General features: G+C 69.1%; 21 protein-coding genes. All 21 read right to left on the bottom strand.

Annotation, left to right across the window (positions count from 1 at the left end; translation table 11 throughout):
* Positions 1-10: 10 nt before the first annotated feature.
* Positions 11-823, bottom strand: a complete 813-nt coding sequence (locus tag BUE42_RS26305) for a cell division protein FtsQ/DivIB (protein ID WP_073468252.1) — start codon at positions 821-823, stop codon at positions 11-13.
* 14 nt (positions 824-837) lie between these two features.
* A complete protein-coding gene (locus BUE42_RS26310; RefSeq protein WP_073468253.1) occupies positions 838-1,824 on the bottom strand; it encodes a D-alanine--D-alanine ligase in 987 nt (328 codons plus the stop codon).
* Positions 1,824-3,242, bottom strand: a complete 1,419-nt coding sequence (gene murC / locus BUE42_RS26315; protein WP_073468254.1) for a UDP-N-acetylmuramate--L-alanine ligase — start codon at positions 3,240-3,242, stop codon at positions 1,824-1,826. Before murC ends, BUE42_RS26310 begins: the two co-directional genes overlap by 1 nt.
* Positions 3,239-4,312 (bottom strand): undecaprenyldiphospho-muramoylpentapeptide beta-N-acetylglucosaminyltransferase, encoded by a 1,074-nt coding sequence (gene murG / locus BUE42_RS26320; RefSeq protein WP_073468255.1) that lies wholly within the window; start codon positions 4,310-4,312, stop codon positions 3,239-3,241. Before murG ends, murC begins: the two co-directional genes overlap by 4 nt.
* On the bottom strand, positions 4,309-5,568 hold the full coding sequence (gene ftsW, locus BUE42_RS26325; protein ID WP_073468256.1) for a putative lipid II flippase FtsW: 1,260 nt from the start codon (positions 5,566-5,568) through the stop codon (positions 4,309-4,311). The genes murG and ftsW overlap by 4 nt, the downstream gene beginning before the upstream one ends.
* A complete protein-coding gene (gene murD, locus BUE42_RS26330; RefSeq protein ID WP_073468257.1) occupies positions 5,565-7,454 on the bottom strand; it encodes a UDP-N-acetylmuramoyl-L-alanine--D-glutamate ligase in 1,890 nt (629 codons plus the stop codon). Before murD ends, ftsW begins: the two co-directional genes overlap by 4 nt.
* Positions 7,455-7,461: 7 nt before the next feature.
* On the bottom strand, positions 7,462-8,643 hold the full coding sequence (gene mraY, locus BUE42_RS26335; RefSeq protein ID WP_073468258.1) for a phospho-N-acetylmuramoyl-pentapeptide-transferase: 1,182 nt from the start codon (positions 8,641-8,643) through the stop codon (positions 7,462-7,464).
* A complete protein-coding gene (gene murF / locus BUE42_RS26340; protein ID WP_073468259.1) occupies positions 8,633-10,048 on the bottom strand; it encodes a UDP-N-acetylmuramoyl-tripeptide--D-alanyl-D-alanine ligase in 1,416 nt (471 codons plus the stop codon). The genes mraY and murF overlap by 11 nt, the downstream gene beginning before the upstream one ends.
* Positions 10,045-11,601: a UDP-N-acetylmuramoyl-L-alanyl-D-glutamate--2,6-diaminopimelate ligase gene (locus BUE42_RS26345; RefSeq protein WP_073468260.1), complete on the bottom strand. Its 1,557-nt coding sequence runs from the start codon at positions 11,599-11,601 to the stop codon at positions 10,045-10,047. Before BUE42_RS26345 ends, murF begins: the two co-directional genes overlap by 4 nt.
* Positions 11,601-13,424, bottom strand: coding sequence for a peptidoglycan D,D-transpeptidase FtsI family protein (locus BUE42_RS26350; protein WP_073468261.1), 1,824 nt, complete (start codon positions 13,422-13,424; stop codon positions 11,601-11,603). The genes BUE42_RS26345 and BUE42_RS26350 overlap by 1 nt, the downstream gene beginning before the upstream one ends.
* Positions 13,421-13,708, bottom strand: a complete 288-nt coding sequence (gene ftsL / locus BUE42_RS26355) for a cell division protein FtsL (RefSeq protein ID WP_073468262.1) — start codon at positions 13,706-13,708, stop codon at positions 13,421-13,423. The genes BUE42_RS26350 and ftsL overlap by 4 nt, the downstream gene beginning before the upstream one ends.
* Complete coding sequence (gene rsmH, locus BUE42_RS26360) at positions 13,705-14,655, bottom strand: 16S rRNA (cytosine(1402)-N(4))-methyltransferase RsmH (RefSeq protein ID WP_073468263.1); 951 nt, start codon at positions 14,653-14,655, stop codon at positions 13,705-13,707. Before rsmH ends, ftsL begins: the two co-directional genes overlap by 4 nt.
* Before the next feature lie 5 nt (positions 14,656-14,660).
* The gene (locus BUE42_RS26365; RefSeq protein WP_073468264.1) at positions 14,661-15,101 is read right to left on the bottom strand and encodes a division/cell wall cluster transcriptional repressor MraZ; all 441 of its coding nucleotides are present in this window, start codon (positions 15,099-15,101) and stop codon (positions 14,661-14,663) included.
* A gap of 216 nt (positions 15,102-15,317) precedes the next feature.
* Positions 15,318-15,854 carry a DUF6036 family nucleotidyltransferase gene (locus BUE42_RS26370; RefSeq protein ID WP_073468265.1) on the bottom strand — a complete coding sequence of 179 codons (537 nt, stop codon included), beginning with the start codon at positions 15,852-15,854 and terminating at the stop codon, positions 15,318-15,320.
* Positions 15,841-16,464 (bottom strand): helix-turn-helix transcriptional regulator, encoded by a 624-nt coding sequence (locus BUE42_RS26375; RefSeq protein ID WP_235002618.1) that lies wholly within the window; start codon positions 16,462-16,464, stop codon positions 15,841-15,843. The genes BUE42_RS26370 and BUE42_RS26375 overlap by 14 nt, the downstream gene beginning before the upstream one ends.
* 71 nt (positions 16,465-16,535) lie before the next feature.
* Positions 16,536-17,831 (bottom strand): type II toxin-antitoxin system HipA family toxin, encoded by a 1,296-nt coding sequence (locus BUE42_RS26380; protein ID WP_073468266.1) that lies wholly within the window; start codon positions 17,829-17,831, stop codon positions 16,536-16,538.
* A complete protein-coding gene (locus BUE42_RS26385; RefSeq protein ID WP_073468267.1) occupies positions 17,828-18,217 on the bottom strand; it encodes a DNA-binding protein in 390 nt (129 codons plus the stop codon). The genes BUE42_RS26380 and BUE42_RS26385 overlap by 4 nt, the downstream gene beginning before the upstream one ends.
* Positions 18,218-18,281: 64 nt before the next feature.
* Entirely contained in the window at positions 18,282-19,586 is a 1,305-nt protein-coding gene (locus BUE42_RS26390; protein WP_073468268.1) for a hypothetical protein, read from the bottom strand.
* A 1-nt stretch (position 19,587) separates the two neighbouring features.
* Positions 19,588-21,303: a molecular chaperone HscC gene (locus BUE42_RS26395; RefSeq protein WP_073468269.1), complete on the bottom strand. Its 1,716-nt coding sequence runs from the start codon at positions 21,301-21,303 to the stop codon at positions 19,588-19,590.
* A gap of 103 nt (positions 21,304-21,406) precedes the next feature.
* Positions 21,407-22,297, bottom strand: a complete 891-nt coding sequence (malG, locus tag BUE42_RS26400) for a maltose ABC transporter permease MalG (protein ID WP_073468270.1) — start codon at positions 22,295-22,297, stop codon at positions 21,407-21,409.
* A gap of 21 nt (positions 22,298-22,318) precedes the next feature.
* On the bottom strand, positions 22,319-22,907 hold a 589-nt coding region (locus BUE42_RS26405; RefSeq protein ID WP_143171771.1), incomplete at its 5' end, for an ABC transporter permease subunit.

Here is a 22,907-nt window from a genome sequence, read left to right on the forward strand (position 1 = left end):
TGTCACCCTCTCATTTCCGTCTGCCGGAGGCCGGAGCCTCCAGCGTCGTGGTGATGCCCTTGAGCCGCACCGCATAGCCTTCGTTGTGGCGCAGGTCGGCGTAGACCAGCGGTCGTTGGTAGCGCGCGATCACCTGCGGCAGCGTGCCGAGGAAGCGCTCGACGCGCGCCTGCATCTCGTCGTCGGTGCCGCGGCCGAGTTCGATCTCGGCGCCGCTGTCGAACTCGGCGCGCCACGAGCCGCGCCCGCTCAGCGACAGCGCGTCCATCTCGAATTCCTGCCCCTTGAACAGCGGCGCGAGCCGGCGGTACATCGACAGCACCTGGCCGGCGCTGCCGTCCGGGCCCGACAGCGTCGGCAGCCCGTCGTCCTCGACATCGCCGAGGTTGGCCTCGAACACCTCGCCTTCGGTGTTGACCAGCTTGTCGCCGCCTTCGTCCTGCGACCACAGTGCCGCGGCGCGGTGCTCCTGCAGCGACACCGCGAGCCGGTTCGGCCAGACACGGCGCACGATCGCGTGGCGCACCCACGGCACCGATTCGAACGCGCGCTGCCCGCGCGCCAGGTCGAGCGTGAAGAAGTTGCCGGCCAGCTGCGGCAGCGCGTTGGCGCGGATCGTCGAGACGCTGTTGCGCGCGAGGTCGCCCTCGACGCGGATCGCACGGATCGCGAACACCGGCTGGCGCGACAGCCACAGCATCGCCAGCGCCGCGAACAGCGCCGCGGCCAGCAGGAACAGCGCCGATGCGCTGGCGTTGAGCAGGCGCACGTCCACCGGCAGCTCGGCGGCCGGTGTGCGGTGGAGTGCGGCGGTGTGGCGCATGGTCTCGGTGGCGTTCAGGCCCGCAGGCTGTCCAGCGTCGCGAGCGACGCCAGGTGCAGGCACAGCTGCTCGTAGCTGATGCCGGCCGCCTTGGCCGACATCGGCACCAGCGAGTGCGAGGTCATGCCCGGCGAGGTGTTCATCTCGAGCAGGAAGGGCTTGTTGTCGCTCTTGCGGATCATCAGGTCGGCGCGGCCCCAGCCGCGGCAGCCGAGCGTGCGGTAGGCCTGCACGACGATGCGCTGGATCTCGGCCTCCAGCGCGGCATCGAGCCCGCTCGGCACGTGGTACTTCACGACGTCGGTGAAGTACTTGTTCTGGTAGTCGTAGGCGCCTTCGGGCGCGGCGATGCGGATCACCGGCAGCGCCTGCGCGCCGGCACCGTGGCCGAGCACCGGGCAGGTGACCTCGGCGCCATCGATGAACTCCTCGCACAGCACGTCGGGGTCGTACTTCGCCGACAGCGCGACCGCATCGGCCATCTGCGAGTAGCCGGCCACCTTGCTGACGCCGATCGACGAGCCTTCGCGCGGCGGCTTCACGATCAGCGGCAGGCCGAGTTCATCGGGCACCGCCTGCACCTGCGCGCGGTCCTGGCGGTCGGGCGCGAGCCACACGTAGCGCGGCGTCGGCAGGCCTTCGGCGAGCCAGATGCGCTTGGTCATCACCTTGTCCATCGCGATCGCCGAGGCCATCACGCCGGAGCCGGTGTACGGCACGCCCAGCAGTTCGAGCGCGCCCTGCACCGTGCCGTCTTCGCCGTGGCGGCCATGCAGCGCGATGAAGCAGCGCGCGAAGCCTTCGTGCTTCAGGTCCGCGAGCTCGCGCCCGGACGGATCGAAGGCGTGCGCATCGACGCCCTGCGATTGCAGCGCGGCCAGCACGCCGCCGCCGGACAGCAGCGAGATGTCGCGCTCGGCGGAGCTGCCGCCCATCAGCACGGCGACCTTGCCGAGCGACTTCGGATCGATGGAACGAAGCGGATTCAACGGGCTGGACATCACACGCCCTCCTTCAAGAGTTCGAGCACCTGGCCCGGCACGGCGCCGATGCTGCCGGCGCCCATCGCGATCACGACATCGCCGTCGCGGGCCTGCGCGGCGATCGCCTGCGGCATCTGCGTGATGTCGTCGACGAAGATCGGATCGACCTTGCCGGCCACGCGCAGCGCGCGCGCCAGCGAGCGGCCATCGGCCGCGACGATCGGCGCCTCGCCGGCGGCATACACCTCGGCCAGCAGCACCGCATCGGCGCGGCCCATCACCTTGACGAAATCCTCGAAGCAGTCGCGCGTGCGGGTGTAGCGGTGCGGCTGGAACGCGATCACCAGGCGCCGGCCCGGGAAGGCGCCACGCGCCGCCGCGATCACCGCGGCCATCTCGACCGGGTGGTGGCCGTAGTCGTCGATCAGCGTGAAGTTGCCACCGCCGTTGACGCTCAGCACGGCCGGGTCCCCATAGCGCTGGAAGCGCCGGCCGACGCCGCGGAACTCGGCCAGCGCCTTCACCAGCGGCGCGTCCGGCAGCTCCAGCTCGGTGGCGACGGCCACTGCCGCGAGCGCGTTCAGCACGTTGTGCTCGCCCGGCAGGTTCAGCGTGATCGCGAGGTCGGGCAGCACGACGCCGTTGCGGCGCTGCACCGTGAAGCGCATCTGCCCGCCGGGCAGGGCCTGCACGTCGACCGCGCGCACCTGCACGTCGGCGCCGAGCCCGTAGGTGATGACGGGGCGCGAGACCATCGGGATGATCGAGCGCACGCCGGGGTCGTCGCCGCACAGGATGGCCGCGCCGTAGAACGGCATGCGGTGCAGGAACTCGACGAACGCGGCCTTCAGCTTCGCGAAGTCGTGCCCGTAGGTGTCCATGTGGTCGGCGTCGATGTTGGTGACGACCGACAGCACCGGCAGCAGGTTCAGGAACGACGCATCGGATTCATCGGCCTCGACGACGATGTAGTCGCCCGAGCCGAGCCGCGAGTTCGCGCCGGCGGCGTTCAGCTTGCCGCCGATCACGAAGGTCGGGTCGACGCCGGCCTCGGCCAGCACGCTGGTGACCAGCGAGGTGGTCGTCGTCTTGCCGTGCGTGCCGGCGATCGCGATGCCCTGCTTCAGGCGCATCAGCTCGGCCAGCATCACCGCGCGCGGCACCACCGGCACGCGCTTGCTGCGCGCGGCGATCACCTCGGGGTTGTCGCCCTTCACCGCGGTGGAGGTGACGACCGCCTCGGCACCGGCGATGTGCTCGGCGCTGTGGCCGATGAACACGCGGATGCCGAGCGACGCGAGACGCTGCGTGGTCGCGCTGTCGCTCTGGTCGGAGCCGGAGACGGTGTAGCCGAGGTTGTGCAGGATCTCGGCGATGCCGCTCATCCCCGCCCCGCCGACGCCTACAAAATGGATGTGCTTGACGGCGTGCTTCATGCCACCAGCCTTTCGAGTTCATTCGCCACGCGCGCAGCGGCGTGGGGTCGGGCGAGGGCTCGCGCCTTCGTCGCCATCGTGTTCAGTGCATCGCGCGTCAGGCCCTTCAACAGGTCGGCCAGGCGCTGCGGGTTCAGTTCGGACTGCGGCAGGTGCAGCCCCGCGCCGTGTTGCGCGAGCCATTCGGCGTTGTCGCGCTGGTGGCTGGTCGTGCTGACGACCAGCGGCACCAGCACGCTGGCAACGCCGGCGGCGCACAGCTCGCTGACCGTCACCGCGCCGGCGCGGCAGACGATCAGGTCGCAGGCGGCCAGGCGCGTGGCCATGTCGTCGATGAAGGGCAGGACCTCGGCATCGAGCCCGGCCGTTGCATAGGCGGCCAGCACCGTGTCGAGCTGCGCGGCGCCGGTCTGGTGCGTGACGCGCGGGCGGGCGTCGGCCGGCAGCAGCGCAAGCGCCTGCGGCAGCGTGTCGTTCAGCACCTTCGCGCCAAGGCTGCCGCCGACCACCAGCAGCTGCAGCGGGCCGCTGCGGCCGGCGAAGCGTTCGGCCGGGGCCGGCAGCGCCTCGATCTCGGCGCGCACCGGGTTGCCGGTCACGACGCCGAGCTTCGTCTTGTGCGCCGCATCGCCGTCGAAGCCGAACGCGATGCGGTCGGCCACCGGCAGCAGGCTCTTGTTGCTCATCAGCAGCGAGGCATCGGCATTGACCAGCATCAGCGGCTTGCCGAGCAGCGAGGCCATCAGCCCGCCGGGGAAGCAGACGTAGCCGCCCATGCCGAGCACCGCGCTCGCATGGCGCCGGCGCAGGATCTGCAGGCAGTTCCAGAACGCGATCAGCAGCCGGAAGCCGCCGGTCAGCGTGTGCAGCAGGCCCTTGCCGCGCAGGCCGCTGAAGGTGATCGCATCCATCGGGATGCCGCTCGGCGGCACGAGCTTGTTCTCCATGCCGTGCGTGGTGCCGAGCCAGCTGATGGTCCAGCCGCGGCGCTGCATCTCGCGCGCCACCGCGAGGCCCGGGATGATGTGGCCGCCGGTGCCGGCTGCCATCACGACGAGGTGCCTGCTCATGCCCGTCCCCCGCGCATCATCTGCCGGTTCTCGATGTCGACCCGCACCACGATCGCGAGCGCGATCAGGTTCATCAGGATCGCCGAGCCGCCATAGCTCATCAGCGGCAGCGTCAGCCCCTTGGTCGGCAGCACGCCCAGGTTCACGCCCATGTTGATGAAGGCCTGCCCGCCCATCCAGATGCCGATGCCCTGCGCGAACAGCCCGGCGAACACCCGGTCGAGCGCGACCGCCTGGCGCCCGATGTGGAACACCCGGCGCGACAGCCAGAAGAAGGCCGCGATCACGCAGGCCACGCCGATGAAGCCGAGTTCCTCGCCGATCACCGCGAGCAGGAAATCGGTGTGCGCCTCCGGCAGGTAGTGCAGCTTCTCGACGCTGGAGCCCAGCCCCTGCCCCATCACCTCGCCGCGGCCGAATGCGATCAGCGAATGCGACAGCTGGTAGGCCTTGCCCAGCGTGTACTTCTCGTCCCACGGGTTCAGGTACGCGAAGATGCGCTCGCGCCGCCATTCGCTGAAGGTGATCATCAGCACGAACGCGCCCACCAGCACCGAGGTGATCAGGAAGAACATGCGCCCGTTGACGCCGCCGAGGAACAGGATGCCCATCGCGATCGCCGCGATCACCATGAAGGCGCCCATGTCCGGCTCGGCCAGCAGCAGCAGGCCCACCACCGCGACCGAGATCGCCATCGGCATCACCGCGCGGAAGAAGTTTTCCTTCACCTCCATCTTGCGCACCATGTAGTTGGCGGCATAGAGCGCGATGGCCAGCTTGGCCAGCTCCGACGGCTGGAAGTTCGTGAACACCAGCGGGATCCAGCGCCGCGCGCCGTTCACGCCCTTGCCGATGTGCGGGATCAGCACCAGCACCAGCAGCAGCAGCGACGCGGCGAACAGCCACGGCGCGAACTTCTCCCACAGGCTGACCGGCAGCTGCACGACGACCACCGCGGCGACCAGCGCGACGATGATCGACAGGATGTGCCGCACCAGGAAATGCGTCGGCGCATAGCGCGTGAACTTCGGGTTGTCGGGCAACGCGACCGAGGCCGAATACACCATCACCATGCCGAGCGCGAGCAGCGCCACCACCACCCACACCAGCGGCTGGTCGAAGCCCTGCAGTTGCACTGGCTTGTTGGCCGACGCGCCGGTCCAGTCGCGGATCGGCACCGACGCGTCGCGCTTGAACAGCGCCTGCATGCGCTCCTTCAGCGCGTCGAAACCGGAGCGGACGCTCAAGCTGCTCATGCCTCGCTGCCCCCTTCCGCGGCGATCGCCCGCACCTCGTCGCAGAACACCTGCGCGCGGTGCGCGTAGTTGCGGAACATGTCGAGGCTCGCGCAGGCCGGGCTCAGCAGCACCGCGTCGCCGGCATGGGCGCGCGTGAAGGCCCAGCGCGTCGCGGCCTGCAGCGTCTCGTGACGCTCGACCGTGATGCCGGCGCCCTGCAGCGCCTGCTCGATCGCCTCGGCATCGCGGCCGATGGTCGCGACCGCGCGCACGTGCTGGCGCACCGGCGCGAGCAGCGGGCCGAAATCCTGCCCCTTGCCATCGCCGCCGAGGATCATCACCAATTGGCCGGGCGCCTTGTCCGCACCCAGCCCGTTGATCGCCGCGATCGTCGCGCCGACGTTCGTGCCCTTGCTGTCGTCGTAGGCCTCGATGCCGTCGACCAGCGCGACGAACTCGACGCGGTGCGGCTCGCCGGTGTATTCGCGCAGGCCATGCAGCATCGGCGCGAGCGGGCAGCCGATGGCGGTCGCGAGCGCCAGCGCCGCCAGCGCGTTGGCCGCGTTGTGGCGGCCGCGCACGCGCAGCGCATCAGCGGGCATCAGGCGCTGGATGTGCAGCTCTTCCTCTTCGACCGGGCCCTTGCCGCGGCCCTTGGGCTTGGCGGTCTCGTCGGCCTCCATCGCGCGCACCAGCCAGGCCATGCCGTTCTGGTCGAGCACGCCGAAGTCGCCGGGGCGCTTCGGTGCGTCGAGGCCGAAGCGCACGACGCTGCGCTCGACCGGCTTCGCGAAGCGGCCTTTCCCCGGCGTGGGCGCCGGCACCATCGCCTCGACCGCCGGGTCGTCGCGGTTGATCACCATCACCGCGGTCTTGCCGAAGATGCGCGCCTTCGCCGCGGCATAGGCCTTCATGTCGCCATGCCAGTCGAGGTGGTCCTGCGTGACGTTCAGCACCGTCGCGGCACCGGGCTCGAAGCCCTGCACACCGTCGAGCTGGAAGCTGGACAGTTCGAGCACCCAGACCTCGGGCAGCGCCTCGAACACCGGGCCGGGCGGCGGCGGCGGGATCAGGTGCGGCGGCGGGCCGCCCCCCATCGGCGTCTCGACCTCGTCCGGCACCTCGGGCGGCAAGGCGGCGATCTCCTCGACCGCGGCGTCGAGCACGTCGTCACCGATCGGCTCGGTCACCGGTTCGGGCACCGGCTCCGGACCGAGCTGCACCGCCGCCACGGCGTCGCCGGTCACGTCGGCCGGCAGCGCTTCGGGCAGGTTCTCGGAGATCGCCTCGACCGCGTCCTCGATCACCGCATCGCCGACCGGATCCGTCGGCGCCTCGGCGATGTCGTCGAGCGCCGCCTCGTCCGGCAGCTGCTCGACCAGCGGCGCCGGCTCGGCGTCCAGCGCCTCGGCCAGCGTCTGCAGCATCGTCGGGCCGATGTTGCCGGCGGTCGCGACGCGGCGGCCGGTGCGGGCGATCAGCTGCGAGGTCATCGCGGTCGTCGTGGTCTTGCCGTTGGTGCCGGTGATCGCGATCACGCCGGGCGCATAGCCGCGCTCGGCCTTCAGGTCGGCGAGTGCGCGCGCGAACAGGTCGAGCTCGCCCTGCACCAGCACGCCGGTCTCGAACGCCAGCGTCAGCAGCGGCGCGACGCGCGGATCGCGCGGCCCGAGGCCGGGGCTCTTCAGCACCAGTTGCACGCCTTGCAGCTGCTCGGTGCCGAGCGGGCCGGCGAGCAGCGTCGCACCGGGCACGTGCTCGGCCAGCGCCGCCGCATGCGGCGGCTCCTCGCGCGAATCCCACACCCGCACCTGCGCACCGAAGCGGGCGCACCAGCGCGCCATCGCGAGCCCCGATTCACCGAGGCCCAGCACCAGCACGTGGAGGTCTTTCAGATGGTTCATCGGGCGTTCACCGCAGCTTCAGGCTCGCGAGCCCGACCAGGCACAGCAGCATCGTGATGATCCAGAAGCGCACGACGACCTGCGTCTCCTTCCAGCCCGACTTCTCGAAGTGGTGGTGCAGCGGCGCCATCTTGAAGATGCGCCGGCCCTCGCCATAGCGCTTCTTCGTGTACTTGAACCAGACCACCTGCAGCATCACCGACAACGCCTCGGCGACGAAGATGCCGCCCATGATCGCGAGCACGATCTCCTGGCGCGTGATCACCGCGATCGTGCCGAGCGCGCCGCCCAGCGACAGCGCGCCGACGTCGCCCATGAAGACCTGCGCCGGGTGGGTGTTGAACCACAGGAACGCGAGCCCCGCGCCGGCCATCGCCGAGCAGAAGATCAGCAGCTCGCCCGAGCCCGGGATGTACGGGAACAGCAGGTACTTCGAGTAGACCGAGCTGCCGGTGACGTAGGCGAACACGCCCAGCGCCGAGCCGACCATCACGACCGGCATGATCGCGAGGCCATCCAGCCCGTCGGTGAAGTTCACCGCGTTGCTGCTGCCGACGATCACCAGGTAGGTCAGGATGATGAAGCCGAACACGCCCAGCGGGTAGCTGATGCTCTTGAAGAACGGCACCATCAGGTCGGCCTTGGGTGGCAGGTCGTTCGAGAAGCCGCTCTGCACCCAGCGCAGGAACAGCTCCAGCACGCGCAGGTTCGAGGTCTCGGACACGCTGAACGCGAGGTACAGCGCCGCCACCAGCCCGATCAGCGATTGCCAGAAATACTTTTCACGCGAGCGCATGCCCTCGGGGTTCTTGTGCACCACCTTGCGCCAGTCGTCGACCCAGCCGATCGCGCCGAAGCCGAGCGTCACCAGCATCACGATCCAGACGAAGCGGTTGCTCCAGTCGAACCACAGCAGCGTCGAGATGCCGATGCCCAGCAGGATCAGCACGCCGCCCATCGTCGGCGTGCCGCTCTTGCTCAGGTGCGACTGCACGCCGTACTCGCGGATCGGCTGGCCGATCTTCAGCGCGCTCAGCCGGCGGATCACCATCGGCCCGAACGCGAGGCCGATCAGCAGCGCGGTCATCGCCGCCAGCACCGCGCGCATCGTCAGGTACTGGAACACCCGCAGGAACCCGAGCTGGTCGGGGTAGGCACCCTGCAACCACTGGGCAAGACTAAGCAGCATCGTTCGATCCTTTGGGGTTGCCAGGTACATCGGTGCCGCTGCGCTGCAACGCGGCCACCACCTGTTCCATCTTCATGAAGCGCGAGCCCTTCACCAGCACCGCGGCGCAGGCCGGTGCCGCGGGCAGCGCGGCGATCAGCGCGGCCACCTCGTCGAAGTGGCGCGCGCCGGCGAAGGCCTCGGCCGCATGGCGGCTCAGCGTGCCGGCCGTCCACAGCGATTCGATGCCGCGCGACTGCGCGAACGCGCCGATCTCGCGGTGGAAGGCCGGGCCCTGGTCGCCGACCTCGCCCATGTCGCCCAGCAGCAGCCAGCGCGGTCCGGGCAGTTGCGCCAGCACCTCGATCGCGGCGCGCGCCGAATCGGGGTTCGCGTTGTAGGTGTCGTCGACCAGCGTGACCGGCTGGCCGTGCAGCTGCGCCGTCTTCAGCTGCGAACGGCCCTTGACCGGCTCGAACGCCGCCAGCCCTTCGGCGATCGATTCCAGCGGGCAGCCGGCGGCCAGCGCGCAGGCGGTGACGGCCAGCGCGTTCTTCACGTTGTGGCGGCCGGCGATGCGCAGGTCGACGGTGTGGAAGCCGGCCGGCGTGTGCAGCATCAGCGACCAGTGGTCGTCGAGCCATTCGGCATCGCAGGTCACGTCGGCCGCGCCGTGCAGCGCGAAGGTCAGCGTCGGGCGCGTCGCGGCCAGCGCATGCCAGACCGGCGCGTAGTCGTCGTCGGCCGGGAACACCGCGACGCCGGTCGGCGGCAGCGCCTCGATCACCGTGCCGTTCTCGCGCGCCACCGCCTCGACGGTGGCCATGAACTCCTGGTGCTCGCGCTGCGCGTTGTTGACGAGCGCGACGGTGGGCGCGGTCATCGCGGCCAGCGCGGCGATCTCGCCCGGGTGGTTCATGCCGAGCTCGACGACGCCGGCGCGGTGCCAGCAGGTGTCGTCCTGGCGCAGCCGCAGCAGCGTCAGCGGCACGCCGATGTCGTTGTTGAAGTTGCCCTGCGTCGAGAACGCCGCCTCGCCGAGCCAGGCGCGCAGCACCGACGCCAGCATCTGCGTGACGGTGGTCTTGCCGTTGCTGCCGGTCACTGCGATCAGCGGCAACGCGCAATGCGCGCGCCAGGCGGCGGCGAGCTGGCCGAGGGCCGCCTTGCTGTCGGCCACCAGCAGGCCGGGCAGGCCGGCGCCGTCGGCGGCCAGGCCGCGCTCGGCAATCGCCGCGACCGCGCCGGCCGCCTGCGCCTGCGCGATGAAGTCGTGCGCATCGAAGCGCTCGCCGCGCAGCGCGACGAACAGGTCGCCCGGCTGCAGCGTGCGGGTGTCGGAATGCACTCGCGCGATCGGCACGGCGCCGTCGCCGACCAGCGTCGAGCCGGGCAGCATCGCGTGGGCTTGCGTGAGCGTCATCATGGCGCGCTCCCTTCCAGCGGGACAGGCGCGGACGGGGCCGGCTCGGGGTCGAGGACGGCCAGAAAGGCCTGCGCTTCCAGCACATCGGAGAACGGGTGCTTGACGCCGGCGATCTCCTGCTCGGCCTCGTGGCCCTTGCCGGCGATCAGCACCACGTCGCGCCCGCCGGCGTGGTGCAGCGCATGCGCGATCGCCGCGCGGCGGTCTTCGAGCACGGTCGAGTTCAGCGGGTTCGCCATGCCTTCGACGATCTCGCGCAGGATCTGCGCCGGCGATTCGTTGCGCGGGTTGTCGCTGGTCACGACGACACGGTCGGCCAGCCGCTCGGCGATGCCACCCATCAGCGGGCGCTTGGTCGCATCGCGGTTGCCGCCGCAGCCGAACACTACCCACAGCAGGCCGCCGCGCTCGCGGGCGAACGGGCGCAGCGCATACAGCGCCTTCTCGAGCGCGTCGGGCGTGTGCGCGTAGTCGACGACCACGACCGGCTGGGTCGGCTCGGCATCGACGCGCTCCATGCGCCCCGGCACCGCGCTCAGCTCGGGCACCACCGCGACGATGTCGGCCAGCGCGTGGCCCATCGCCCGCAGCCCGCCGATCACCGCCAGCAGGTTCGACACGTTGTAGTCGCCGATCAGGCGGCTGTGCACGTCGATGGCCTCGTCGCCTTCCTTCAGCGCGAAGACGAGGCCGCCGTCGGCGTAATGAATGTCCTGCGCGCGCAGCCGGGCCACGTCGCGCGCGCTGTAGGTCCACAGGTCGAGCCCGCCGCCGGCCAGCTCGCCGACCAGCGACGCGCCCTGCTCGTCGTCGACGTTCAGCACCGCGGCGCGCAGCCCCGGCCACGAGAAGAGCTGGCGCTTGGCGGCCCAGTAGGCGTCCATCGTGCCGTGGTAGTCGAGGTGGTCGCGCGTGAAGTTGGTGAACAGCGCGACCTCGACGTGCGTGCCGGCCAGCCGCTGCTCGACGACGCCGATCGACGAGGCCTCGATCGCGCAAGCCGAGAAGCCCTCGTCCGCGAACTGCCGGAACGCGGACTGCAGCGTCACCGGGTCGGGCGTCGTCAGGCCGGTGGACACCACCTGCGCATCGGGCACCGCACTCGACGGCGGCTCGCCGACGCCGAGCGTGCCGATCACGCCGCAGCGCTTGCCGAGCAGGCTCAGCGCCTGCGCCATCCACCACGCGGTGGAGGTCTTGCCGTTGGTGCCGGTGCTCGCGACCACGCGCAGCCGCGCGCTCGGCGCGTCGAAGAAGGCGCTCGCCAGCTCGCCGGTGGCGGCCTTCAGGTCGGGCATCGCCGAGACCTTCGAGGCATCGAGTTCGAACGCGGTCGCGCCCTCGGCCTCGACCAGGCAGGCCACCGCGCCGGCGGCCAGCGCCTGCGGCACGAACTGCCGCGCGTCGACGCCATAGCCCGGCCACGCGATGAAGGCGTCGCCCGGCCGCACGCGGCGGCTGTCGGTCGCGAGCCCGCGCACGCCGCGCGCAAGCAGCCACGCGAGCGCCGACTCGACGCTCGCGTGGTGGATGAGGGCAGGAACCTGGCTCATCAGAAACTCTCTTCCTCGGCCTGCAGCGCGTGGGTCACGATCTGCGGCCGCACCTCGATGTCGGGGGGTTCCCCCATCGAGCGCAAGGTTTGCTGAACGACTTCGCTGAACACCGGCGCGGCCACGTCGCCGCCGAAATACTTGCCGTTGCTCGGCTCGTCGACCATCACCGCGACGATGATGCGCGGCTTGCTGATCGGCGCAAGGCCGACGAACCACGAGCGGTACTTCTTCTCCGCGTAGCCCTTGCCTTCCTGCTTGTACGCGGTGCCCGACTTGCCGCCCACCGAATAGCCCGGCACCTGCGCCTTCGGGGCGGTGCCGCCTTCGAGCGTGACCAGGTGCATCATCTCGCGCACCTGCCTGGCGACCTTCGGCGAGATCACGCGGATGCCGGCCGGCGTCGGCGTATCGACCTGGCGGTTCTTCACCAGCGAGACCGGAATCAGCTCGCCGTCGTGCGCGAACACCGTGTAGGCGCGTGCGATCTGGAACAGCGAGGCCGACAGCCCGTAGCCGTAGCTCATCGTCGCCTGCTCGATCGGCCGCCACGACTTGTACGGGCGCAGCCGGCCGGTCACCGCGCCGGGGAAGCCGATCTGCGGCTTCTGGCCGAAGCCGACCTGCGAGTACAGCTCCCACATCTCGCGCGGCTGGAACTGCATCGCCATGCGCACCGCGCCGACGTTGCTCGATTTCTGGATCGTCTGCGACACCGTCAGGTCGCCGTGCGCATGCGAATCGGTGATCACCGAGCCGGCGAAGTTCAGGCGGCCGGGGGAGGTCTGCAGCACGGTGTCGGGCGTCACGCGGCCGGTCTCGAGCGCCCACGCGGCGATGAACGGCTTCATCGTCGAGCCGGGCTCGAAGGTGTCGGTCAGCGCGCGGTTGCGCAACTGCGCACCGGAGAGGTTCTTGCGGTCGCCGGGTGCATAGCTCGGGAAGTTCGACAGCGCGAGCACCTCGCCGGTCTGCGCGTCGAGCACCACCACGCTGCCGGCCTTGGCCTTGTTCTCGGTCACCGCGTCGCGGATGCGCTGGTAGGCGTAGAACTGCACCTTCGAATCGATCGACAGCTCGATGTCGCGGCCGTCGATCGGCGCGACGCTCTCGCCGATGTCCTCGACGACGCGGCCGAGCCGGTCCTTCACGACGCGACGCGTGCCGTTGCGGCCCTGCAGCTCCTTCTGGAACGCGAGCTCGATGCCTTCCTGGCCGTTCTCTTCGACGTTGGTGAAGCCGACGACATGCGCCGCGGCTTCGCCCTCGGGGTACTTGCGCTTGAACTCGCGCACCTGGAACAGGCCCTTGATGCCGAGCCCGAGCGCGTCCTTCGCGACCTGTTCGTCGACCTGGCGGCGCAGCCAGACGAAGTTCGGGCTGTCGTCGAGCTTGCCGGCCAGTTCGGTCGGCGTGTAGCCGAGCAGCTTCGCGAGCTGGGCGCGCTGCTTCTTGTCGGCCTCGAACTCCTTCGGAATCACCCACAGCGACGGCGCCGGCACGCTGGACGCGAGGATCATGCCGTTGCGGTCGATGATGCGGCCACGGCTGGCCGACAGGTCGAGCGTGCGCGCGTAGCGGATCTCGCCCTGCTTCAGGAAGAAGTCGTTGCCGATGATCTGCACGTAGACCGCGCGGCCGACCAGCACGCAGAAGCCCAGGCCGACCAGGCCGACCAGGAACTTCGAGCGCCACGGCGGCGTCTTCGACGCGAGCAGCGGGCTGGTCGAATACATCACGCTGCGCACATTGACCGCGCCGGCGCGCGCCGGGTTCGGCCGCGCGTCGCCGCGGAGCTGGCGGATCTTGTCGATCCAGCTCATTTGCCGACTCCCGACGCGGCGGGCGCCCAGGCGACGTACTGCGTGACGGCGGGCGTGGCGTTGCGCATCGCGAGCTTGTCGCGCGCGACGCGTTCGACGCGCAGCGGCGTCGCCTGCGACTGCTTGTCGGCCAGCAGGCGCTCGTGCTCGATCTCGAGCTGGTGCGCTTCGGTGGTGGCGCGGTCGACCTCGGCGAACAGCCGGCGCGCGTCGTACGACACGCGCACCAGGTAGATGCTGCTGGCGATCAGCGCGACGAGCAGCAGCAGGTTCACGCGCGTCATGCCGGCACCTCGGTGCGCTCGGCGATGCGCATGATGGCCGAGCGCGAGCGCGGGTTGGCGCGCACCTCGGTCTCGGAGGGCTTCACGCGGGCGATCGCCGTCAGCCGGCTCGGCTTTTCGGGTGCGAACGGCGCGCGGCGGTCGAACTCGCTCTTGCTTTCGCGCGCGATGAAGTTCTTCACGATGCGGTCTTCGAGCGAATGGAAGCTGATCACGACGAGCCTGCCGCCCGGTGCCAGCAATCCGAGGGCCGCGTTCAGCCCCTGTTGGAGTTCCTCAAGCTCGGCGTTGACGAAAATCCGAAGAGCTTGAAATGTGCGCGTTGCAGGATCCTGGCCCGGCTCGCGGGTCTTGACCGCACCAGCCACGACGTGGGAAAGCTCTGCGGTGGTGCGAACTGGATGCCCGCTCTCGCGCCGAGCAACAAGCGCCTTTGCAACCGATACAGCAAACCGTTCTTCCCCATAGTCGCGTACCACCTCTGCAATGTGGCGCTCGTCGGCGCGGGCCAGAAAATCCGCGGCGCTTTCGCCGCGGGTCGTGTCCATGCGCATGTCCAGCGGTCCGTCGAAGCGGAAGCTGAAGCCACGTTCGGGGTTGTCGATCTGGGGCGACGACACGCCCAGGTCCAGCAGCACGCCATCGACCTGTGCGATGCCGAGTTCGGCCAGCACATCCGACATGCCGCCGAAAGGCGCGTGGTGGATGGAAAAACGCGGGTCATCGACCCGCGTGGCGCCCGACGCTGCAGCGGCGATGGCATCCGGATCGCGGTCGATCGCCACCAGCCTTCCTTGCGGGGCCAGCCGCCCGAGCAGCAGGCGCGAGTGGCCGCCGCGGCCGAAGGTGCCGTCGACGTAGATGCCGTCGGGGCGCGTGAGCACGCCGTCGACGGCCTCGTCGAGCAGGACGGTCTGGTGCTGGAAGCTGTCGGTACTGCGGGTCATGGCGTCTAGCCTTGGAAGTCCCGGAGCGAATCCGGCATCTCGGACTGCAGGACCTTGGCTTCCTGTTCAGCGTAGACGAGCGGATCCCACAGTTCCAGCCGGCTGCCCATGCCCATCAGCAGCACGTCCTTGGTCAGGCGGGCGGCGGCACGCAGCTCGGGAGAGATCAGCACGCGGGAGGAGGCGTCGATGTCGACGTCCATCGCGCTGCCGAGAAAGATGCGCTTCCAGCCGTCGGCCGACATCGGCAGCGCGACGAGGCGCTCGCGGAAGGCCAGCCACACCGGGCGCGGAAACACCAGCAGGCAGCCGGCCGGGTGCTTGGTGAGGGTGAGCTGCGGCCCGGCATCGGCGAGCAGGACATCGCGCTGGCGGGCCGGGACGGTGATCCGCCCCTTCCCATCCAGCGTCAACGCTGAGCTGCCCTGAAAACCAAATTCCGCCACACCGACCTTCCCACGAAAACCCACTAAAGTGCACTTTGCACCACTCTAGCGGATGGTTTCGATAAGGTCAATGAGACTTGTAAGAAAAAATCAATGAAATCAAGAACTTAGAGCAGACTGTGAAATCAGGCCAAGTGAAAACAGTTGTAAAAGCAAGGACTTGCGGGCGGCTGTGAAAGCTTTGGGTGAGGAGGTGGGGCGTGCAGTGGCGGAGACTCAGATGCCGGCTTCTCGCGCAAGTCGTTGAATCAACGAGGCAATGGCCGCCTTGCGGTTGTCGTCCAGCGGCATGTCCGGAAGGCGCTCAAGGGCCTTTTCAACGGTGATATGCCTATGTGCCAGCAACGCCCGGTTGAACACCCTGTCCTTTTCGCGGTTCGCTGCGCACTTGCTCAGGAACAGGTCGAGCACATCCAGGCAATAGCCCACGCGACCTTCCGTCTGCTCGGACTGGACTCGCACCAACCGCCCGCGCCAACCTGCCGGCAACTTGGCGGTCGTCGAATCCACGCCTTGGGCGTAGTAGCCATGGGTCTCGTGGAACTGCGAGCCTTCTCCGATTGCGCCATCGATCAAGTCCGCTTTGCCTTCCGCATGCATCGGGAAAATGTCTGCCTCGTTGGACAGCACGCAATCCGCAGGCGGCCGCTCCATGGAACCCAGAATGGACTGGCTGCCGACAACGACGAACTCATACTCGTCCGTGATGCGCGCAGCGGCCCGGATCAGGTGCTCGAGTTCATGACGCTGCACGGGCGCGCTCCTTCAAGGTCTTGACCTTGCGGATGATGTCCAGCCGCGTTTCCTGGGGCAGCAGCGTGGCCATCGGTGAGGCCTGTCGCAACTGCCGAGCCTCTTGTGTATCAGCGGTAGCCATGGCCCAATCGCGGGCGGCCACGATGTCGATCCATCGTTGCAGCAACGGCCGGCTGTTGGGATCGTCGCGCATCGACCACCGTGAAAGCGTCTGCTCCAGGCGCACGACCAGCGAAGGATCCGCGCGCAGCAATCTGACGGCCTCCTCGTGCATCAGCAAGCTCTGCAAGTCCTGCGCACGATGGAGATCCATCGGTGCAACCGGTTCGGATTCAACGCCAGGTGCTGGATGGCTTGTCGCCACCAAGGCCAGGTCGGCCACCATGCCGAGTGCGGACAACACACGCACGTAAGTGCCGAATGCCGGCGAGGGATCGCCGCTCTCGACAGCGCTGAGCGTCGTTCGAGAGATGCCCACCTGCCGCGCCAACTCCACCGAGGACAACGCACGCGACTTGCGGGCGCGCCTCAGCCGTTCCCCGAGCTGGGTCAACAATTGGCGCTCGACAGGCAGGCTGAGTTCCGAGTGAGCTGGCATGTTCAGCATTTTAGGCAAATACAGCGGTTTCCTGCCAAAAATACTGAACACGTACAGACAATGCTCTTTCGCTTCGATCGCTACCGGGTAAACGGGCTTCGCCGCCGCGGCGGTCGTGCCGATGTCGCATGCATGGCGGGGTCGAAGTCCCGCCTCTGACCCAACAACGGCTCGCCATCGATCCGCTCCGCCAGGCTATCGAGATCAGCCTCCGTGACACCGCAGGCCGCGAAGTGCGCCCGCCACCCATCGACCACCTCGATCACGCGCACGACCTCGGCCGCGGCCTGCGCCGGCGTGTAGCCGAACAGCTCGCTCTGCGACATCGCGTTCGCCAGCGTCGAATCCCGCTGGGCCGCGCCGACGATGAATTCCTGGAAGCCCTGCCCGGAGTTCGTCGGCAGCACGTCGTAGGCCGGCGCGAGGCGGTAGCGCCCCTGCCGCGCCGGCGCCACCACCCGCAGCGCGTGGTTCTTCTCGTGGTCGTCGGTGTTGTCGATCAGGATGTTGAAGACCATGCGGCGGAACAGCTCCTGCATGTCGAGCAGGTTGAGGCCGTCATCAGCCACGCCGGCGCGGCGCAGCAGCTGCGCCAGCGCGGGGTAGCCCAGTTCCGGCTCGCGCCCGGCCACCGCCTGCGCGCGCAAGGCCGTGCCGGCGGAGATGCAGTGGATGCGCAGCGCGCCGTCGCGGTCGTAGCGGCGCACCGCCAGCGCGTTCTCGCCGGCCAGCCGCAGCACGCGGGTCTCGGCGCCCGTGATGCCGGCCCGCGCCGCGAGCGTCATCGACGCATGCTCGATCAGCGGCACGTCGACCGGCTCGTTGTTGAAGAACTTGATGACCCACTGCTCGCCGTCGATGTCGATCAGCGCCTTCGGCTTGGCGCCGCCGAAGCTGCCACCGGCGGCCAGCATGCCGCGCTCGATCGCGTTGAGCGGCTCGCGGTCGCTGACCTTGTGGACGACCTCGCTGAGCGCCTGCGCCTGCGCCAGCCGCGGCACCGGGCTCTTCGCGCGCGGCAGGTAGGCCTGCGCCGAGGTCGACACGCCGAGCGCGCCGAAGCGGTCGTCGCCGGCGTAGAACAGGTACTCCATCAGCGACAGGCGCGCCGGCTTGTCGATGTACTGGATGACGCGCTCGCCCCATCGATCGGGCCGCGCATCGTCGACGGCGCCGACGGCCATGCCCTTCCAGCGCGGCAGGTGCTCGATGTCCACGAGCGGCAGGTCTTCGCTGAGCGGGAAACCGTCGGCCAGCCAGTCGGACCCATACTGCAGCGAGACCCCCTTGCCCGCGTCCACCAGGCGCAGCCGCCCCACGGCACGCGGAACGGCCGGGTCCGCGAGGAACCACAGGTGCAGTTCGTCGTGCCTCATGCGTCCGACCCTCCTTCGTCCTGTCGCTTCGATGCCCGCCGCAGCTTGGCCTGGGCCGTGGCCTGGGCCCGCACCTGTCCCAGCGTTTCAGCCGCCCGCACGTCGAGTTCGAGCGCACCACGGTCCTGCCCGGGTGTCGCCAACTCGGCCAGCGCGCCGTCGCGGCCGATCAACCAAAGTGCCGTGGCGAGAACGCCCAGGCTCACGCCGGGCTCGCCGGCCTCCAGACGCAGCAGCGTCGGAACGCTCACGCCGATGCGCTTGGACCAGGTCTTCAACGATTCCTTGCGACGCAGCCGTGCGACCGCCAGGTCGGCGCCCAGGCGCTCAAGCGCCGCCACCGTGGAGGGCGGCAACTGGGACAGCGCAGGTGAAGCCTTGGTCATTACATATAGTTTATCGCCACCGAGGTTTTCAGTAAACTATATGTTTATCAATGACAGAGACCCGTCAACGGGAACGCTGAATCGGCGCCACCGGCGGATCGACCTCAGGCACCGGCTCGTACTTCGAGCGCTGGCTCCATGCCGAGTCCGGCACCGCGTCTTCCACTGCCTTGCTGCCCGAACTGAGCGAGTAAGGCGACGGCTTGGGCACCTCGCGCGCGCGAGACTTCGGCGCAGATGCCGCCGGCACGGCCTTGGGCGGCCACGTGTCCGGTGAAGCCGGCAGGGCCGGCGCGATCTGCGACTCCGGCAGGATCAGCGATGGCTGCGGGGCTCCCGGCGCGCGCCACTGCGTGGAAGACGTGGAGGGCGTCCAGGGATGGAACGCCTTCACCTCCGCGCTTTGACCGAGGAAGGACAACGCCCGGACCGCGAGGAAGATCAGGATCGCGAACGGCCACCACGACAGGCCCGAGGACGGCTCCTTGTCGCGATTCGGCACAGGGCGCTCCGCCTGCGGCGTCGGCGCTGCCACGGCACCGGGCGGCAGTTCGTCGCGCCAGGCCTGCCACTGCGCGATGTTCTCGCGCGAGGTCACGATGCGCAGCCAGTGCGGATAGCGCTGCACCAGCATCCGCAGGCGCGGCGCCTGCTCGACCAGCGTCGCCGACGGCGGCTGCTTCGCCTCGCGCAGGCGGCGGATCAGGTCGCGCTGCACGTCGAACTCGTGCGGCGGCTGGCCGAAGAAGATCAGCTTCTCGGTGATCGCCGCATCGAGGGCCTCGCCCAGTTGCCCGAACAGCGACAGCCGGCGCCGGTCATCCCCCCAGTTGAAGACCTGGCAGGCCGGCCCGAACAGGAACTCGTGCCCGGGCCGCCAGCCTTCCATCAGCAGGCACGCGACACGCCATTCGAAGAACGTGCGGGCCTCCAGGTTGATCAGCCGCTCGTCGTCGAGCGCCGCGCTCAGCGCCCGCCGGCACGCCGCTTCGTCGGTGAACCCGGCCGCCGCGAGCTGCGCGAAGCCGCCGAACACCTCATCGCCGAGGGCCCGCATACGGGCGTCCTCGTCCACCACGGCCGACGCCGTGACGGGTGCCTGTGGCGTCTCTGGCGCCTCGGCGGCGTCAGCAACCAGCGCGACCTCGTCCCCGGCACCTTCGTCGACCGCCTCGCGCCGCCTCTGCGCCCAGCGCAGCGCGTTCTCGTAGTGCCCGCGCAGCACCTGGAAGGCGTCGGGGTCGAGCTCGGGATCGATGCGCCTCAGGCGCTGCGCATAGGCGCGGCGCACGGCACGCTCGTCAGCCTCGTCATCGAGGTCGAGCGCATGCAGGAACGGGATGCTGCGACCGGTTGTCGGGTTCGTCATGTCACTGCGGCGCGTCGCCGAGGTAGCTGTCGCGCTCGACGCGCTCCAGCACCGACTCGAACTCGCGACGGCCCGCTGCGATCATCCGGGCGTCCTGCGTCGAGAGCAGCTGCTCGAAGCGCAGGATCTGCATGCCGAGCCACTCGCGCTGCTCACCGCGCAGCTGCTCGTACAGCCGCTCGCCACGCGCCAGCAGCGTGCGGTTCTCGAGCTTGTCGCGCGGATGAATCTTCAGCTCGGCCAGCGACTTCAACCGCTGCGCCACCTCGGCCGGCGACAGCAGGCCCGGGTTGCCCTCGATCACGAGGCTCGTCGTCTCCTGCGTCTTGCGCACCATGGCCTCGACCTGCAGCAGCCCGTTCACGTCGTAGGTGAAGCGCACGTCGACCGCGCAGTCCTGCAGCGGCGCGTGCGGCAGCGCCACGCGCAGCCGTCCGAGGTGGATGTTGTCGCGCACCATCCGCGACTCGCCCTGGTAGATCTCCAGGTCGATCATCGACTGGCCCTCGGTGGTCGGCATATAGGACTTGGAGCGGCTCACCGGCACCGGCGTGTTGCGCTCGATCACCGGATCGAAGTGCCCCTGCGACGACGATCGATCGTCCAGCCGCACACTGACCTCCACGCCGAGCGAATAGGGCGAGACGTCGGTCATCACCACTTCGTCGAGCGCCTTGTCGCGCGCCTTCAGCCCGGCCTGCACCGCCGCGCCGAGTGCCACCACCTCGTCCGGATTGAAGTCGATCGCGGGGAAGCGGCCGAACATCGTCGTCACCAGCCGGCGGATCAGCGGCATGCGCGTGGCGCCGCCGGCCAGCACCACGTTGTCGAGTTCGCTGCTGCGCAGGTTCGCATCGCGCAGTGCGCGCTCCACCGGTGCGCGCAGGCGCTTGAGCAACGGTGCGCAGGCTTGTTCCAGCGCGGCCTCGTCGATCTCCAGCACGTGCTCGTCATCGCCGCGGCGCACCCGCAGGGTCGCGCGCGGCTGCGTGCTCAGCGCGCGCTTGGCGGCTTCGGCCTGGCCCGACAGGCGCTGCATGAAGGCCTCGTCGCGGCGCAGCGATTCGGGCAGTGCCAGTCGTTGGAAGAACAGGTCGCGCAGCGCATGCACGAAGTCCTCGCCGCCGAGGAAGTTGTCGCCGGCCGAGGCACGCACCTCCATCACGCCTTCGAACAGATCGAGGATCGAGACGTCGAAGGTGCCACCGCCGAGGTCGAACACCAGGAAGCGGGTCTCGGCACCGCGCAGGTGGATGCCGCAGGCGAGCGCCGCGGCGGTGGGCTCGTTGAGCAGCCGCTCGACGCGCAGCCCGGCGATCTGGCCGGCCGCGCGCGTCGCCTTGCGCTGCGCGTCGGAGAAGTACGCGGGCACCGTGATGATCGCCTCGGTCACCGGCTCGCCGAGAAAAGCCTCGGCATCGGCCTTCAGCGCTTTCAGGATCAGCGCCGACAGCTCTTCCGGCCGGAACTCGCGCTTGCCGAGCCGCACGGTCTTGTTGCTGCCCATGTAGCGCTTGAACAGCGCGGCGCTGCGTTCTGGGTGCGTCTGCAGCCGCTCCCGCGCGGCGCGGCCGACCAGCACCGAGCCGTCCTCGTCGAGGCTCACGCACGACGGCGTCAGCACCTCGCCGAGGCCGTTGTGGATCAGTTGCGCTTGCCCTTCCCTCCAGACGGCCACCAAGCTGTTGGTCGTCCCCAGATCGATGCCGACGATCACGTCGCGCCCTCCTCGTCGAATTCTTCTGTCGGATGTTTTCGTCCCGCGCGCATCGTAGCGGCTGCGAGGTCACTCCGAAAGGGGATCGACGGGAGCTTGCTTCTCAGCCCTTGATCCCCCCGGCGGTGAGCCCCGAGATCATCCACTTCTGCGCCAGGATGAACACGATCGTGATCGGCAGCCCCGACAGGATCGCCGCCGCCGCAAAGTCGCCCCACAGGTATTTCTGGTCGTACAGGAACAGCTTCGACCCGACCGCCAGCGTCAGCTTGGCCTCTTCATGCAGCAGGATCGACGCGACCGGGTACTCGATGATGGCCCCGATGAAGGCGAGCAGGAACACCACCATCAGGATCGGCACCGCCATCGGCAGCAGCACCAGCCGGAAGGCCTGCCAGCGTGTCGCGCCATCGACCTTGGCCGCCTCCTCGATCTCCACCGGAATCGTGTCGTAGTAGCCCTTGATCGTCCACACATGCAGCGCGATACCGCCGGAGTACGCGAGCAGCAGCGAGGCATGGCTGTCGATGCCGAAGAACGGGAAGACGCTGCCGATGCGGTCGAAGATCGCGAAGATCGCCACCAGCGCGAGCACCGCCGGGAACATCTGCATCAGCATCAGCCCGCCGAGCGCCACGCGCTTGCCGCGGAACTTCATGCGCGCGAAGGCGTAGGCGGCGGTGGTCGACAGCGTCAGCGTGATCGCCGCGGTGAGGCTCGCCACCTTGACCGAGTTCCACAGCCACAGCAGCACCGGGAAGTCGGGCTTGACCAGCCGCCCGTCGGGCGCGGTGTACGAGATGCCGAGCGCGAGCTTCCAGTGCTCGAAGCTGATGGTCTCGGGGATCAGGCTGCCGGCGGCGAAGTTGCCCGGGCGCAGCGAGATCGACAGGATCATCAGGAACGGGAAGATCACGACCGCCACCAGCGCGATCAGGAACGCGTGCGCGGCGAGCACGCGCCACCGGTGGCTCTTGTCGAGGACGATGGCCATGGCTCGGGTTACCTCGCTTCGCTATCGGGATTCATCGCGCGAGATCTTCGTGAAGCGCATCTGCACCAGCGAGATCGCCGCGACCATCGCGAAGATCACCGTCGAGATCGCCGCCGCGAGCCCGAACTGCTGGCCCGAGTCCTGGAACGCGATGCGGTAGGTGTAGCTCACCAGCAGGTCGGTGGTGCCGGCCGGAACGCTGGTGTCGAGGAAGTCGGGGCGCCCGCCGGTGAGCAGGCTGATCAGCACGAAGTTGTTGAAGTTGAACGCGAAGGCCGAGATCAGCAGCGGCGTCAGCGGTTTCAGGATCAGCGGCAGCGTGATGCGCCAGAAATTGGTGAACGGCCCGGCGCCGGCCACCGCCGAGGCCTCGTACAGGTCGGCGGGGATCGCCTTGATCAGCCCCGAGCAGATCACCATCATGTACGGGTAGCCCAGCCACACGTTGACGATCAACAGCATCACCTTCGCGAGCGTCGGGTCCGAGAACCACGCCGGCTTGATGCCGAACAGCGCATCGAGGATCAGGTTGATCTCGCCGAAGTTGTTGTTGAACAAGCCCTTGAACACCAGGATGGAAATGAACCCCGGCACCGCATACGGCAGGAAC

Origin of the sequence: Rhizobacter sp. OV335 (genome assembly GCF_900142965.1) — a bacterium.
GTDB lineage: Bacteria > Pseudomonadota > Gammaproteobacteria > Burkholderiales > Burkholderiaceae_C > Rhizobacter.

What these genes read in the sequence shown, in the direction of transcription:
- malG (WP_073468270.1), bottom strand. Translation starts at nt 22,297, where the DNA reads ATGGCCATCGTCCTCGACAAGAGCCACCGGTGGCGCGTGCTCGCCGCG.
- BUE42_RS26350 (WP_073468261.1), bottom strand. Translation starts at nt 13,424, where the DNA reads ATGAGCTGGATCGACAAGATCCGCCAGCTCCGCGGCGACGCGCGGCCG.
- rsmH (WP_073468263.1), bottom strand. Translation starts at nt 14,655, where the DNA reads ATGACCCGCAGTACCGACAGCTTCCAGCACCAGACCGTCCTGCTCGAC.
- murF (WP_073468259.1), bottom strand. Translation starts at nt 10,048, where the DNA reads ATGATGACGCTCACGCAAGCCCACGCGATGCTGCCCGGCTCGACGCTG.
- BUE42_RS26310 (WP_073468253.1), bottom strand. Translation starts at nt 1,824, where the DNA reads ATGTCCAGCCCGTTGAATCCGCTTCGTTCCATCGATCCGAAGTCGCTC.
- BUE42_RS26305 (WP_073468252.1), bottom strand. Translation starts at nt 823, where the DNA reads ATGCGCCACACCGCCGCACTCCACCGCACACCGGCCGCCGAGCTGCCG.
- BUE42_RS26390 (WP_073468268.1), bottom strand. Translation starts at nt 19,586, where the DNA reads ATGACGAACCCGACAACCGGTCGCAGCATCCCGTTCCTGCATGCGCTC.
- murG (WP_073468255.1), bottom strand. Translation starts at nt 4,312, where the DNA reads ATGAGCAGGCACCTCGTCGTGATGGCAGCCGGCACCGGCGGCCACATC.
- ftsW (WP_073468256.1), bottom strand. Translation starts at nt 5,568, where the DNA reads ATGAGCAGCTTGAGCGTCCGCTCCGGTTTCGACGCGCTGAAGGAGCGC.
- ftsL (WP_073468262.1), bottom strand. Translation starts at nt 13,708, where the DNA reads ATGACGCGCGTGAACCTGCTGCTGCTCGTCGCGCTGATCGCCAGCAGC.
- BUE42_RS26375 (WP_235002618.1), bottom strand. Translation starts at nt 16,464, where the DNA reads ATGCTGAACATGCCAGCTCACTCGGAACTCAGCCTGCCTGTCGAGCGC.
- murD (WP_073468257.1), bottom strand. Translation starts at nt 7,454, where the DNA reads ATGAACCATCTGAAAGACCTCCACGTGCTGGTGCTGGGCCTCGGTGAA.
- BUE42_RS26380 (WP_073468266.1), bottom strand. Translation starts at nt 17,831, where the DNA reads ATGAGGCACGACGAACTGCACCTGTGGTTCCTCGCGGACCCGGCCGTT.
- BUE42_RS26385 (WP_073468267.1), bottom strand. Translation starts at nt 18,217, where the DNA reads ATGACCAAGGCTTCACCTGCGCTGTCCCAGTTGCCGCCCTCCACGGTG.
- mraY (WP_073468258.1), bottom strand. Translation starts at nt 8,643, where the DNA reads ATGCTGCTTAGTCTTGCCCAGTGGTTGCAGGGTGCCTACCCCGACCAG.
- murC (WP_073468254.1), bottom strand. Translation starts at nt 3,242, where the DNA reads ATGAAGCACGCCGTCAAGCACATCCATTTTGTAGGCGTCGGCGGGGCG.
- BUE42_RS26345 (WP_073468260.1), bottom strand. Translation starts at nt 11,601, where the DNA reads ATGAGCCAGGTTCCTGCCCTCATCCACCACGCGAGCGTCGAGTCGGCG.